Genomic DNA, 12675 nt, shown 5'->3' with positions numbered 1-12675 from the left:
AGCAACACCTTTTCTCTAAGTCCCTGTTGGAGTGGCATGAAAAAGATAATGGGGATAACATTAATACTAATCACCGGATCGTTTTTTTGAATACAGGTCGAGGAATTGGATTGCAATGAGAAAATTTTTATATTTGCTGATGACTAGTTGCATCAGTACGCTTATTTTGTCCGCTTGCGCCAACGAAATCTCGACTGAAAAACAGCAGACTCTTCAGGATGATAGTTCTGCTAACAAAATTCCTGCTGAACAAAATCAGTCTCTCCAAGAAAGCAACTCTGTTACTGAATTGGGCCAAAATTCAAACAATAATCTACTTTTCTCTTGCCAGACAGAGAATGATAAATTGATTAAGCTTTATGATTTTGGCGACACGATTCAATATTCATTTGGCCCTGAAAACAACCCAGAAATTGTTTTAGATATACCTCGTGATGAGGCTTCTACGTATCAGTGGGCAGGAGTAGGAAGATCCATTTATTATTCTATTGACATTCCTAATGCCAATACTGTGTACACAGTGTTTATATCAGAAGATCGCCTGTTAGAGGGAAGACCAGTTGCAGGAGGTGTAGACGTTTTAATTAACAATGAATATGTCACAACTGTTAATTGTGCCAATGAAGATATTATCAGTAATCTCATGGGTGTCGATTTAAAGCCAACTAATTGATACAAATCCATGATCAGATTTCGAGAGGAATTTTTCTATGTGTAGTGACTGGAACGGAGTAAAACCCATCATAAGACTAAAATATTGGATTCTGCTAGCATTTTAACCAACCTACTTTGCTGATGGCCAAAGATGAAAAAAACAACAACAACAAAAGTACTGTCTTGGTCTATAGGTTTATTTATTTCACTAATCTATGCAATTCCAGTTTTAATTTATGTCTCTCATTTCAAGGATGCTCCTATCTCTAATAGGCCTGAAGACTGGGCATCGCTTGGAGATTATTTGAATGGACTTATAAGTTCTTTGATGTCTCTCGTCAATCTAATTGCCATTATTTGGCTTGGGTTTAAGGTTCATGGCCTTGAGACTGAAAGAGAAGAGAAGATGTATAAACTTGAGACCGAAAGAGAAGAAAGATTGCAAGCAATTACACTAAGGCCGCTCTGCACAATATATTCGAGCGACTATGTAAACAAGATTAAAGTGACGGTCAAGAACCTTGGTGTCGGGCCTGCAAAAACAAGAAAAATAATCATAGAAAATTTGCATGAACCTCTTCATGCTAGAAAGCGTGTAAAGGACTTAGTACAACTATTGCCACCCCTTCCTGAAGGTATGCTGTGGCGAGACTATACAATTAATGGCTTTCTATATTTGCCTGCAGGAGAGCAAATTGATTTAATTTGGTTGGAAGGAGACGAGAAAAATTATGCTTTTTCGGCTTTTAGAGATCAAATAAGGAAAATCTTATCAAATGTTGCCGTCCGCATAGAGTATGCAGATATCTTCGATAATGAAATGGAGCCCATACAAGAGGTTTTAGATATATTTTCAAGGGAATATTAGTAGTAGGATGAGTACTACCCACCGTTCCATTCACTACGCTCGATCGCCCCCCTCCCCCAAACCATCACCCTCCATACCGTTTTATAAATCCTGAGGTGGATGCCATGAAAACTCAATCCAAAGGAGTCGAGCGGCGACGATATTGTCATTGTTGAGCCGCAAGGCAATAACAGTCGCACGACCAGTGGGCGTGAGTCCAATAACGTGAGTCCCTCCATTGCCCCAAAAGAAGTGAACTGCCCAATCTTCTATTCGAGGATTGAACAGCGGCACCAGTTGCTGGGTTGCAGGATCAACCGCTTCCGTTTTTGCGCCCTTGAACTCATTGCAGCGGTAGCAAGCCGCTGCCAGGTTAATCCTGTCATCCGTGCCACCCAACGAACGTGGGAGAATGTGTTCCATCACTAAGGGAATTCCCGTTAAACGTGATGATGTCTGGCAATATTCGCAGCGATGATTAGCTTCTTCAATGACCTGCCGCCGCAGGCTCTCAGAAATAGTCATGCTGGCGTTGGTAAATCTTCTAACTTAGGCAGCTTTTGGCCTCGCCAGCGCAGCAGTGCCCAGGCATACGCTTTACGCAACATGAGCTGATCAGCAATCTGTCTTAAGTCGGTCAGCTCCTGTCGTTCATCCAGCGAAAGCTGGCCCTCTTGATTTTGTTCCAAAAATTCAGAATGTCGATGCCATTGAGCAGGTTCGGCTTGAGCTTGGGCAATAGCTAATAGCTCATCAGTGCTGAGGGTTTGCATTGCCAGCAATTCAGCCTGTAGTTCTAGCGGAGCATTTTCTGCGGAAGGCGGAAGGTTGCTGAGCACACTTTGAGCAACCAACGCTTCGATCGATTGTTGGGTCGCTGCCGCAATTTGCCTCAGTTGACGAATCACAGGTTCAGGCAGTTCGATGGTAACTTGCATCGACATGGTGGCAGATAGGGCGGCGACATCATCCCATTCTACTCCCCTGGCCACTTACAATAAAGCCAGCACTAGAGGCTAGCGATGGCAAACTTTAGCCGCACCTGGTGGGGAAAAAACTTTATCACTGCGATCGAGCGCTTGACCGACTCGGGCCGGTTGCAGCGGGGGCGCTCTTACGCCAGCGGCGGCAAGGTCAAAAGCTTTGAGATTGACGGCGGGCTAGTGACTGCTAAGGTGCGCGGGTCGGTGAACCCCTACTTTGGGGTGACGAAAGAGCCGCTGTATACGACCACTATTGACTTTCAGCCAATCAGCAAAGCCAAGTGGGCCGCTGCGATCGCCCTGGTCGCCTCCAAAGCCAGCCTAATCTCCCGGCTGCTGCTCAACGAAATTCCTGACAACATCGAAGACAGCTTTAAAACCCTGGGGCTGAACCTGCTGCCCGCCAGCGCCAAAGACTTTAAAGCAAACTGCTCGTGCCCCGACTACAGCAACCCCTGCAAACACATCGCCGGAGTCTATTACCTGATTGCCGCCGAACTCGATCGCGATCCCTTTTTATTGTTTGAGCTGCGGGGATTGCCCAGGGAAGAACTCAAAGCCGAGCTAGCCAAATCGCCCCTAGGGCAAGCGCTCTCGGCAGAACTTTCGGCCCAGCAGCGATCGCCCGACCCGGTAGAGCACTATTACACTAAACCCCAAACCGTTGCAGCCTCGGCCCCTTCTCTCAAAGAATTTTGGCAGGGAGAAAAGCGCCTGCCCCAGACCATTGAGGTCGCTACCCCAGCGGCAGTGCCCGCTATTTTGGTAAAAAAGCAGGGCGACTTCCCGGCCTTTTGGGGGCGCGATACCTCCTTTGTTGAGGCGATGGAGAGCCTTTATCAGCGGGTTAAAACCAAGCACAAAGACCGACTATAGTGCTGCCGTGGGTGGCTTGGCCCGTTAGATGGGGATGGTGCAGTACTAATCGCATCAACACCCTAACCTAACCGCCCCGAACCGACGCTTCTAACGGGGCTGGGTGGCTAAAAACTGCTCAACGGCTTGAGGACTGGGCTGAGCAGCGATCGCCCCCGGCTTTAGCGTGGTCAACGCCCCTACTGCGCTGGCGTAGCGCAGCATCTCCTGAACGGCATCCCGTTGCTCCAGGCTATCCCAACCCCGCTGACACAGCTGGTGGATGATCCCTGCCAAAAAGGCATCCCCGGCCCCAGTCGTATCTTGGCTATCTACCCCAAACGCGGGGAGTGCAAGGCTGTAGTGCTGGGTGGCGCAGGTGCTGCCCTGGCCTCCATCGGTGAGCAGCACCGCCTGGGCATGGGGAAACTGCTGGCCGATGTCGGCAGCAGAGTCGGTGTTTAGCAGCCATAGGGCTTCTTCGCGGGAGAGCTTGATTAGATCGGCAGTTGCTAGCCAGTCGCGAATTTTGGTGGGGGCAAGGTCTACGTCAGGCCAAAACACAGGCCGCCAGTTTAGATCAATGACCAGCTTTGCCCCAGCCTGTTGGGCTTTGTCTCTGGCCCGCTCCATGGCGCGGGCGGTGGTGGGGTAGGCCAGCCCCAGGGTGCCCATCACCAGGTAGGCCACCCCGGTCATATCAACGGTGTCGATCCACTCGGGGGTAAGGTGGGCATCGGCAAAGGCGGTGGGGTTGGGAGCGCTGAAGCCGATAAACTGGCGATCGCCGGTATGATCGCGCTGCACTAGCACGGTGCGGGTCGGCAGGTTGGCCACACGCTGCACCTGACACTGCACCCCCTGCTGCTCCACGGTGTGGATCAGCCAGTCGCCTAGATCATCCTGGCCCAGGGCGCTGATCAGCCGGGTGGGGGTACCCAGTTTGGCGATCGCGGTGGCCACGTTGGCGGGCGCGCCACCGGGGTAGTCGGTCCAGGTTGGGGATGGGTCTTGGGGGGAATCGCCGACCTCAAACAGGCGATCGACCAGGCACTCGCCTAGACAAAGAACCGGTTCGCGCATGGGTTGTCTCCTAGTTCGCTATGCCAATCTTCTCAGGTGGTTCAGCCCCTGTCCTCAGCCCGTTGGCCATGGTTGTAAATTCAGCCCTGCCCCACTCCTCAATCCATTTCAAAGGATAGAAGCCAACCATCGCCCTATCTGCCACCCTAAAGAACACTATGGCGATGGAGAACCCAGGATGAACCTGCTAATTTTTGGCGCAACGGGAGATACCGGGCGCGAACTGGTCAAACAAGCCCTGGCTTTGGGGCACACCGTGACTGCGTTCTCTCGCCATGCCAGTGACCTGGTCAGCCAATACCCAACGGTCAAGGTAGCTGAGGGGGATGTCACCGACCTGGCCACGGTAGAGCAGGCGGTGCAGGGTCAAGATGCCGTGCTGTCGGCCCTGGGGTCGGCGAGTCTAAAACGGAACCCGGCGCTGGTCGAAGGGGTGCAAAACATCGTTAAGGCGATGGAAAAACACCAGGTTCGCCGGTTGATTTATCAGTCGTCTCTCGGGGTTGGCGACAGCCGCAAACAGGTCAGCTTTCTGGTGCGCTACATCATCATTCCGCTGGTGCTACGCAATGCGATCGCCGATCACGCCGACAAAGAGCGCATTATTCAGCAGAGCAGTCTAGATTGGGTGATTGTGCGCCCCGCTGGGCTGACCAACGACGACCGTACGGGCGAGTATCGGGCTGGCGAAACGATTGAGTTTGGGGCTAGAATTGCCCGCGCTGATGTGGCCGACTTTATGCTTAAACAGGTCACTGAGGATGCTTACCTGAAGCAAACCCCTGGCGTGTCTTATTAGTGCCGCCTTGTTTGTAGGGCGATCGCGCCTCGGTGCCGTTCGGTATAGTAAAACAGCCAGGGCTGGGTTTCTGGCAGTTGGTAATGCGATCGCAAAACGATGCCTACTCCCCAAGATGCTCCAGACTACTACGCAATTCTAAAGGTCGATCGGCAGGCCACCTTGGCGACGATCAAACAGGCTTACCGCAAGCTAGCCCCCCAGTTTCACCCTGACCTCAATCCCAACAATGATGCAGCGGCAGAGCAATTCAAAACCTTAACCCAGGCCTACGAAGTGCTCTCCGACACGACTAAACGTTATCACTACGATCGCTACGGTGACCGCTGGCAACAGGCTCAGCCAGGCTATAGGGCCACCAGCTACCCCAGCGGTCGGCAAAATGACGACTTTGAAACGATGGAATTTGGCCGCTCTGGCCGCTTCGAAGACATCCTCGGCGATCTGCTCGACCGTTATGGCTAGGGTTTAGTGGGGTGTGGGCTACTGGCCTTTGGGACCGAGCAAAATGAGTTGAGCCCAGGGCTGGCTTGGGAAAATCTATGCCGAGCTGGCCTTGATCCTAGGCCGTTCAACCCTTACCCTGGCAAGCAGTTGGCTGGGGTACTCAGGTTTAGCCGATTTTAGAACTATCGCGGGGCAGCCTCAGGGTGGTTCGGCGCAGGGTACCAGCAGGTAGGAGGAACCAATTTTGCAGCGGATTTGGCGATCGCAAGTCAGGGGAATATTGCTCGTATTCGTCTTGCTACTTCCTGCGGCTGGGCTTCAGGCCCAAGAAGAAGAGGCTGGCCCAGAATCTTCCCCAGCACCGGCTTTGTCTGCACCTGCAGAAGCCTTACCTCCGCCTTCAGAAGCTGGAGTGTTCTTTGCCGATGTGATGGTGCGGGGCCAACCGGTGTTTCAGGTGGGTAGTTTGACGGGGCTAACCGCCAGCGATCGCGCCGCCATCATCAACCGTCGCATTGCTGGGCTGCTCAGCCAGGCTCAGCAGCTGGGTACCGTTGCTGTGCAGGTCGATGACAATCGCCAGATTGCCCTGCTGGCGGTAAATAACCGGGTGCTGATGACCGTCACCCAGCAGGATGCCGACGATTTTGGCCTTACCGTTGAAGAACTGGCGCAGCAGTGGGCCGATCGCCTCAATCAGGTGCTGGCCCAGCCCAACTTAGCCATTGATGTTTTACAGCGGCTCGACAGCACAACCCGGCAGCTGGTCAACGACACCATTGTGCTGCTGCCGTCGCTGTTGGGGGCGATCGTGCTGGTGGGCCTGACCTGGATCGTGGCCAAGGGGGTGCGGCGGCTGGGGCTGCTGTGGGCCGAGCAAACCGAGGGCGATCGCGGTACCGAAATTTTGATTGGCCGCCTCTGCTACGGCGGCGTCTGGGTGCTGGGCAGCATTGTCGCTCTGGGGGTGCTGGGCCTCGACTTTACTGCCCTGCTGGGCACCCTGGGGCTGACCAGTGTGGCGATCGGCTTTAGCCTGCGCGACGTGCTCAGCAACTACATTTCTGGGGTAATTTTGCTGGCAGCCCGCCCGTTTCGCATTAGCGACCAGGTGGTGATTGGCAACTACGAAGGCACCGTGGTGCAGATTCAGCTGCGGGCCACCACCATGCGTACCTACGATGGGCGGCTGGTGTACATCCCCAATCAGCAGGTGTTTCAAAAGAGTGTGGTCAACAATACCGACTCTCCGGTGCGCCGTAGCGATGTTGTGGTCGGTATTGACTACGATGCCGATATCAACGCCGCCCGCCAGGTGATTATTGAGGCGGTTACGCGGGTCGAAGGCGTTGAGAAAGAGCCGCCACCGCTGATCTTGGTGCAAGACTTGGCCCCCAGCACCGTCAGACTGGAGGTGCGGTTTTGGGTGAATTCTCGCCGTCAGTCGTTTTTGCAGGTGACTTCGGAGGCCTCTCAGGCGATGAAAGAGAGTCTGCAAGCAGCGGGTATCGACATGCCTACGGAGATCCATACGCTGATGTTTCGCGAGGGGACGAAGGTTGCGATTGATGCGATCGCTGCCAAAGGGGCAGACCAGCAAGAACCCTAAAAAGTTTTGCTCAGTTTCTAGCCACAGGTCGCCAAAAAGTTACGGAACGGATGAGCGATCGCGCGTAGTCTAGGGTGAGGTGACGATGCAGACCCAACGGCGATGGCAAATGAAGAACAGGTCGCTTTGCTCAAGCAAGGAAGTGAAGTCTGGAATGCGTGGAGAAAGAAAAATTCCGTAACTGAGATAGGTAAGGATTCACTCACTCCCCTAGCTAAGTGGCTAAGATCCCTGATTTTTCGTTCAAAGGGAGGGAGGGCTATGAACGGTTATGAGATAGAGATAGACCTCAGCAACGCCGACCTCAGCAACGCCGACCTCAGATCCGCCAACCTCCAATTTGCCAACCTCAGATCCGCCAACCTCAGATCCGCCAACCTCAGCAACGCCAACCTCAGATCCGCCGACCTCAGCTCCGCTAACCTCAGATCCGCCAACCTCAGATCCGCCAACCTCAGCTCCGCCGACCTCAGTAGGGCCAACCTCAACACCGCCAACCTGAGCTCCGCCAACCTCAGCAGGGCCAACCTCAGTAGGGCCAACCTCAACACCGCCAACCTCAGAGCCGCCGACCTCACATTCGCCAAGCTCAGTTCCGCTGACCTCAACGCCGCCAACCTCAGCAGGGCCAACCTCAGATCCGCCGACCTCAGATCCGCCGACCTCAGATCCGCCAACCTCAGATCCGCCGACCTCAACGCCGCCACGCTCGGCATCGTCAACGACATCCGCTACGTCCCCACCTCCGCCGACCTCAGCAGGGCCAACCTCAACGCCGCCAACCTCTGCTTCGCCAACCTCCGATTTGCCAACCTCAGGTCCGCTGACCTCAGAGCCGCCAACCTCAGATACGCCGACCTCAGATCCGCCAACCTTAGATCCGCCAACCTCAGTTCCGCCGACCTCCGATTTGCCAACCTCAGTTCCGCCGACCTCAGAGCCGCCGACCTCAGTTCCGCTGACCTCAGTTCCGCTGACCTCAGATCCGCTGACCTCAGATCCGCCGACCTCAGATCCGCCGACCTCAGTTCCGCCAACCTCAATGGGTCTCAGGTGCTCCGTGCAAATTTCATGCAGGCAACACTCACGGGAGCCTGCATTGCAGACTGGCAAGTCAGCAGCTCAACCATCCTTGAAGATGTCCAATGCGATTATATTTTTTGCACCTATGAAATTGAAACAGAGCAATTCTCAGGTCGTCTCCCCGTAGACCCTGAAAGCACCTTTGCCCCAGGTGAATTCACCCAGCGCTTTCAAATTATTGCTAGTGCCCTAGAAACCATCGACATTACCTTCACCGAGGGCATTGACTGGCAAGCTTTTTTCCAATCCTTCCAAGAATTGCGGCAGCGGTATCCCCAGCAGAATATCGGCATCCAAGGCATTGAGGAAAAGGAAGGATCCTTGATAGTCCGCTTGAAAGTAGAGGCGGAAGAGACCGGAGTAGAGCTGGAACAGCTTAAAGGCCATATTGAAACTACTGAGAAACAGTTATATTCGGTTCAATTCTCGTTAAGAGAAGCAGAAGGGCAACTCAAGATATATCGAGAGATGATGGGAGTAGTTCAAACTTTAGCGTTAAGACCTATGGGCGATCAAAATTTCTATGCTCCGGTGGGCAATATTGCAGGCACCAACCAGGGGCAAATGACCGCCTACATCAACCAAAACAACGAGGCCATCGGCCAGCTCATCGCCGCACTCCGGGCTTCTGCCCAGTCCTTCCCTCCAGAGCAAAAAGACGATGTGCTCATGGAGCTAGATGACCTGGAAGGCGATCTCAGCCAGCCCGAAAAGCAGGAGCCCAAGCGCATTGGCAAATGCCTCCAACGGCTGATCGCGGCAGGGACGGCAGCCGCCACTCTAGCGGGGGGAACCGCTACCTTTGTAGGCAACGTCAACGATTTCACCGCAAACGTGCTGGAACTGGGGGAAAAGATAGGTTTGTCTAGAGACGCAATTCAACCCTAATTTGGCGTCGTAGGGTGCATTCGTGGCCCGTCAATCTCGGTGAACCGTCATAAAATCCGCGTTGGGGACGCAATGCACCAATTGCGGCATCGGTGGTTACGCTTATAAATGGTGCATTGCTTCGCGAATGCACCCTACGATTGGCTTTTTACCCACTCTCTAACGGCTCGCCGCAGAGCCAGCCGACCCGCCGATCGCCGCGATTCAATCAGCTGCGGCAGGGCACGAATATTCAGTGTGGGGAACACGCGGCTTTGCTCTGATGTCGCGTAGCGATCGCCTTCCAGCAAATAAATCATTAGCATACCGCTGTCGTAGCACCAGATTTCCGGTACGCCCAGCCGAGCATAGATCGGAAAGCGATCGAGGGATTTGCTGGTGAGATCAATTTCGAGAGCGAGATCGGGGGGCGGGTCGCGATCGAGATCAAATTCCAGCTTGCCTCGCACCAGCGCCTCGTTTTGGAAGTAAAAACAGTTGTCGGGTTCGATGCCAGCCTGCTGAGCCTTGCACCGCCAGGTGGTAGAGCCGTAGCACTCGTAATCTTGCTCTAGCACCTCGGCCATATCGCCAATAGCAGTGCTAATCGCTTCCCTGAAATATCCCTGCTCTAGCAGGGGGGCCATAATTTCTAAAAAACCATCGTCGTAGGCGATGCGGGTGCTGCGGTGGTTTCCCAGCTCGGCCAAAATGGCTTCGAACTCGGCCCAGCTCACGTCGCGCAGCACCAGGCTCTTGCCCAGAGGCACCTCAATTTGGCGTAGCTCGAGGGTGACCATGAATGCTTTCACCAAGAGGATGATTAGTGTCGTTAGCGTCCATTACGGCTAGCCTAACCTAGGCCAGGTGTAGGGTGCATTCGCGGCCCATCAACCTTAACTGGCTGACCCAAAAAGGCAATGCCGCAATGCACCGCCTATGGTTTTAGTAGTATCGAGAATCAAGACTCCAGATGGTGCATTGCTGCGCGAATGCACCCTACGACTCGGCTTTGGAGATGACTGGATAGAGGGGTTCCTGGCCATTCAAGCGCCAGAGGCTGATGCAGAGGGCGGTGGCGATCGCCAGCCACACCAGCGACGGCAAAATAATCCACCCCGCCAGCGGCACCACTTGAAAATAGCCGACTGTGAGCACCACCACCGACAGCAACGGCCCCACAATCACCATCGGCACTGCCGCCCCTAGGCGACCTTCCACCGTGAAAATCGTATTCCAGGTGTCGCCCAGGCTGAGGTGCACCACGTAGAGAATCAGCGGCCAGCTCAAAAACGTTTGCCCCATCGCCGACCACACCAAGTAAGCCGAGACCACCCGCAGCACGGCAATGCTCATCCACACAATGGGGAAGGCCAGCGGCGGCGGTGCCCAGCCCGGACGCTGGAGCGACTTGTAGCGGCCACTGTTGCGCGTATTGTCGAGCAGGGAGAAGAGGCGCGATCGCAGGGTCACGAAGGCAAAAAACGCGCAGGCGATCGCAGTCGTTGCCCAGGGGGCTAATGCACCCAGGTTGAAGTACCCAAAGGCCACATCCATGCCCCATAGCAGCGCAGTCATGGCCGCCACCTGGGCGATCGTCGCCCCCAGATAGGTCAGCGTCGCTTTCTGATCCCAGCGGGGATTGGTCAAATCGGTCTGGATGGTGGTGTCGCGGATGGTTTCGTTGACCCCCATCACTCTGTTGACGCCGCTTTTCACAATTTTTTTGCTGCTCATCTGCCTAAAAAGAGTGGTTTATCAAAGATGGCTCTGCTCCCCTCTACCCCTGGGAAAGGGGTTGGGGGTGAGGGACGCTGAGGACACAGGCCTACCCTTGATCCTAAACCCTACCGGGCCTTGTACCGATAGAGTAAAGAAGGTCTATGGGCAACGGGGGCGAGAACAATGGAAGACACAGCACAAAAGCGGGTGGTGGTGGTCGGCGCAGGCTGGGCCGGATTGGGATCCGCCTATCACCTGGCCCGCCAGGGCTACGCGGTCACGCTGTTAGAAGCCGGAGCTTACCCCGGCGGGCTGGTGGCGGGCTGGCAAACACCCCAGGGCCGAGCCGTGGAAGCGGGCATTCACGGGTTTTGGTACCCCTACCGCAATATCTTTGCTCTCACCGACCATCTGGGCATTCAGCCCTTTACCGAGTGGACGCGATCGTCCCAGTATTCGCCCCACGGGCTAGAGGTCGAGTCGCCGCTGTTTCAGGAACAGCCCTATCTGCCGACGCCGCTGGGCACGTTTCTCTACACCGATTTCAAGCGCCTGCCACTGAGCGATCGGCTCTCGGCTCTGCCCCTGCTGCAAGCGCTAATCGACTTCGACAACTCTGACGAAGCGTGGCAAAAGTACGATCGCATCACTGCCCGCGAACTCTTCCGCCAGTACGGCGTGTCGGCCCGGCTCTACCACGAATCGTTTGAGCCGATGCTGCTGGTGGGCTTGTTTGCTCCTGGGGAGCAGTGCTCGGCGGCAGCGGCGTTGGGGATGCTCTACTACTTCATCCTCGCCCACCAGCCCGATTTTGATGTGCGCTGGTGCCGGGGCACCGTGGGGGCACAGATCTTTCGGCCCTGGACGGAGGCGATCGAGCGGGCGGGGGGCAAAATTCTCGCCAACCACCGGGTGTCGGATGTGCGGGTGGAGAACAACCGGGTGACGGCGGTGGTCTGCGGTGACGAGGTGTTTGAGGCCGATGCGGTGGTGTTTGCCGTGGGCATTAGCGGGCTGAAGAAAATCGTGGAGCAGTCGGCCCAGCTCAGGCATCGCACCGAGTTCAGCAATATTTGCAACCTGGGGGCGGTGGACGTTTTGGCTACGCGGCTATGGCTCGATCGCAAGGTCGATATTCCCCTGCCCTCCAACGCCTGCTTTGGCTTTCACCCCACCACTGGGTGGACGTTCTTTGATCTCAACGCGCTCCATGACGAGTATCGCGACGAACCGGGCACCGTGGTCGAGGCCGACTACTACCACGCCAACCAGCTCCTCGCGCTGGATGACGACCAGGTGGTAGCCCAGGTGCAGCAAGACTTAGCGGGGTGCATTCCGGCCTTTGGCGAGGCCAAGATTGTTGACCATGCCGTGGTGCGCATTCCCCAGGGGGTGACCCACTTTGCCCCCGGCAGCTACCGCTACCTGCTGCCCGCCACCACCAGCTTCGACAACCTGTTTATGGCAGGCGACTGGATTGTCACCCGCCATGGCTCTTGGTCACAGGAGAAGGCCTACGTAACCGGGCTAGAGGCGGCGAACCGGGTGATTGCAACATTGGGTCAGGGGCAACCCGCCGCGATTTTGCCGGTGATTCCCGATGAGCCGCATATTCAGGTGCTGCGATCGGTCAATCGGTTGGTCAAAGCGGGATTACAAGGGTTACCGAGCTTTTGGCTGCCCTAGGCGATCGGCACAGATCAAGAGCTGGTGAGCATTGCCCACC

12 protein-coding genes and 3 pseudogenes are annotated in these 12675 nt (G+C 55.2%); 9 read left to right on the top strand and 6 right to left on the bottom strand.

Translation table 11 applies throughout. The features are described 5' to 3' along the window. Window positions 1-115 precede the first annotated feature (115 nt). Together RRF56_RS12970 and RRF56_RS12965 are read left to right on the top strand one after the other, a co-directional pair. Window positions 116-673 (top strand): hypothetical protein, encoded by a 558-nt coding sequence (locus RRF56_RS12970; RefSeq protein ID WP_317038062.1) that lies wholly within the window; start codon window positions 116-118, stop codon window positions 671-673. A gap of 132 nt (window positions 674-805) precedes the next feature. Next, the gene (locus RRF56_RS12965) at window positions 806-1522 is read left to right on the top strand and encodes a hypothetical protein (protein ID WP_317038061.1); all 717 of its coding nucleotides are present in this window, start codon (window positions 806-808) and stop codon (window positions 1520-1522) included. Between the two features lie 81 nt (window positions 1523-1603). Here the strand turns inward: RRF56_RS12965 and RRF56_RS12960 are convergent, their stop codons facing one another. Continuing rightward, entirely contained in the window at window positions 1604-2026 is a 423-nt protein-coding gene (locus RRF56_RS12960; RefSeq protein ID WP_317038060.1) for an HNH endonuclease signature motif containing protein, read from the bottom strand. Continuing rightward, window positions 2023-2445 carry a hypothetical protein gene (locus RRF56_RS12955; protein ID WP_317038059.1) on the bottom strand — a complete coding sequence of 141 codons (423 nt, stop codon included), beginning with the start codon at window positions 2443-2445 and terminating at the stop codon, window positions 2023-2025. Before RRF56_RS12955 ends, RRF56_RS12960 begins: the two co-directional genes overlap by 4 nt. Before the next feature lie 78 nt (window positions 2446-2523). Here RRF56_RS12955 and RRF56_RS12950 point away from each other — a divergent pair, with 78 nt between their 5' ends. Further along, on the top strand, window positions 2524-3360 hold the full coding sequence (locus RRF56_RS12950) for an SWIM zinc finger family protein (protein WP_317038058.1): 837 nt from the start codon (window positions 2524-2526) through the stop codon (window positions 3358-3360). A 90-nt stretch (window positions 3361-3450) separates the two neighbouring features. On the opposite strand, the gene RRF56_RS12945 is transcribed toward RRF56_RS12950, so the two are convergent. Further along, window positions 3451-4422, bottom strand: coding sequence for a carbohydrate kinase (locus tag RRF56_RS12945; RefSeq protein ID WP_317038057.1), 972 nt, complete (start codon window positions 4420-4422; stop codon window positions 3451-3453). A 178-nt stretch (window positions 4423-4600) separates the two neighbouring features. On the opposite strand from RRF56_RS12945, the gene RRF56_RS12940 reads away from it, so the two are divergent. The 4 genes and pseudogenes from RRF56_RS12940 to RRF56_RS26420 form a co-directional block, all read left to right on the top strand. Next, window positions 4601-5221, top strand: a complete 621-nt coding sequence (locus tag RRF56_RS12940; RefSeq protein ID WP_317038056.1) for an SDR family oxidoreductase — start codon at window positions 4601-4603, stop codon at window positions 5219-5221. Between the two features lie 99 nt (window positions 5222-5320). Then, complete coding sequence (locus RRF56_RS12935) at window positions 5321-5686, top strand: DnaJ domain-containing protein (RefSeq protein ID WP_317038055.1); 366 nt, start codon at window positions 5321-5323, stop codon at window positions 5684-5686. A 277-nt stretch (window positions 5687-5963) separates the two neighbouring features. Further along, on the top strand, window positions 5964-7277 hold the full coding sequence (locus RRF56_RS12930; protein WP_317038054.1) for a mechanosensitive ion channel family protein: 1314 nt from the start codon (window positions 5964-5966) through the stop codon (window positions 7275-7277). Window positions 7278-7379: 102 nt separating this feature from the next. Beyond that, window positions 7380-8264: pseudogene (locus tag RRF56_RS26420) on the top strand (pentapeptide repeat-containing protein); the annotation flags it as partial. On the opposite strand, the pseudogene RRF56_RS26415 reads toward RRF56_RS26420, so the two are convergent. After that, window positions 8249-8314: pseudogene (locus RRF56_RS26415) on the bottom strand (pentapeptide repeat-containing protein); the annotation flags it as partial. The pseudogenes RRF56_RS26420 and RRF56_RS26415 overlap by 16 nt on opposite strands. Here RRF56_RS26415 and RRF56_RS26410 point away from each other — a divergent pair. Continuing rightward, window positions 8292-9248 (top strand): annotated as a pseudogene (locus RRF56_RS26410) (hypothetical protein); the annotation flags it as partial. The pseudogenes RRF56_RS26415 and RRF56_RS26410 overlap by 23 nt on opposite strands. 134 nt (window positions 9249-9382) lie before the next feature. Here RRF56_RS26410 and RRF56_RS12920 read toward each other — a convergent pair. Then, window positions 9383-10027: a Uma2 family endonuclease gene (locus RRF56_RS12920; RefSeq protein ID WP_317038052.1), complete on the bottom strand. Its 645-nt coding sequence runs from the start codon at window positions 10025-10027 to the stop codon at window positions 9383-9385. Window positions 10028-10226: 199 nt separating this feature from the next. After that, window positions 10227-10964 (bottom strand): TspO/MBR family protein, encoded by a 738-nt coding sequence (locus RRF56_RS12915; protein ID WP_317038051.1) that lies wholly within the window; start codon window positions 10962-10964, stop codon window positions 10227-10229. 168 nt (window positions 10965-11132) lie between these two features. On the opposite strand from RRF56_RS12915, the gene RRF56_RS12910 reads away from it, so the two are divergent. Further along, the gene (locus RRF56_RS12910; protein ID WP_317038050.1) at window positions 11133-12635 is read left to right on the top strand and encodes an FAD-dependent oxidoreductase; all 1503 of its coding nucleotides are present in this window, start codon (window positions 11133-11135) and stop codon (window positions 12633-12635) included. Window positions 12636-12675 lie beyond the last annotated feature (40 nt).

Source organism: Nodosilinea sp. E11 (assembly GCF_032813545.1).
GTDB lineage: Bacteria > Cyanobacteriota > Cyanobacteriia > Phormidesmidales > Phormidesmidaceae > Nodosilinea.
The sequence above is the reverse complement of the archived record's forward strand: the minus strand, read 5'-3'. Positions and strand labels throughout refer to the sequence as shown.

Coding starts and splice junctions, on each gene's coding strand:
- RRF56_RS12970 (WP_317038062.1), top strand. CDS start 116: ATGAGAAAATTTTTATATTTGCTGATGACTAGTTGCATCAGTACGCTT.
- RRF56_RS12965 (WP_317038061.1), top strand. CDS start 806: ATGAAAAAAACAACAACAACAAAAGTACTGTCTTGGTCTATAGGTTTA.
- RRF56_RS12960 (WP_317038060.1), bottom strand. CDS start 2,026: ATGACTATTTCTGAGAGCCTGCGGCGGCAGGTCATTGAAGAAGCTAAT.
- RRF56_RS12955 (WP_317038059.1), bottom strand. CDS start 2,445: ATGTCGATGCAAGTTACCATCGAACTGCCTGAACCTGTGATTCGTCAA.
- RRF56_RS12950 (WP_317038058.1), top strand. CDS start 2,524: ATGGCAAACTTTAGCCGCACCTGGTGGGGAAAAAACTTTATCACTGCG.
- RRF56_RS12945 (WP_317038057.1), bottom strand. CDS start 4,422: ATGCGCGAACCGGTTCTTTGTCTAGGCGAGTGCCTGGTCGATCGCCTG.
- RRF56_RS12940 (WP_317038056.1), top strand. CDS start 4,601: ATGAACCTGCTAATTTTTGGCGCAACGGGAGATACCGGGCGCGAACTG.
- RRF56_RS12935 (WP_317038055.1), top strand. CDS start 5,321: ATGCCTACTCCCCAAGATGCTCCAGACTACTACGCAATTCTAAAGGTC.
- RRF56_RS12920 (WP_317038052.1), bottom strand. CDS start 10,027: ATGGTCACCCTCGAGCTACGCCAAATTGAGGTGCCTCTGGGCAAGAGC.
- RRF56_RS12915 (WP_317038051.1), bottom strand. CDS start 10,964: ATGAGCAGCAAAAAAATTGTGAAAAGCGGCGTCAACAGAGTGATGGGG.
- RRF56_RS12910 (WP_317038050.1), top strand. CDS start 11,133: ATGGAAGACACAGCACAAAAGCGGGTGGTGGTGGTCGGCGCAGGCTGG.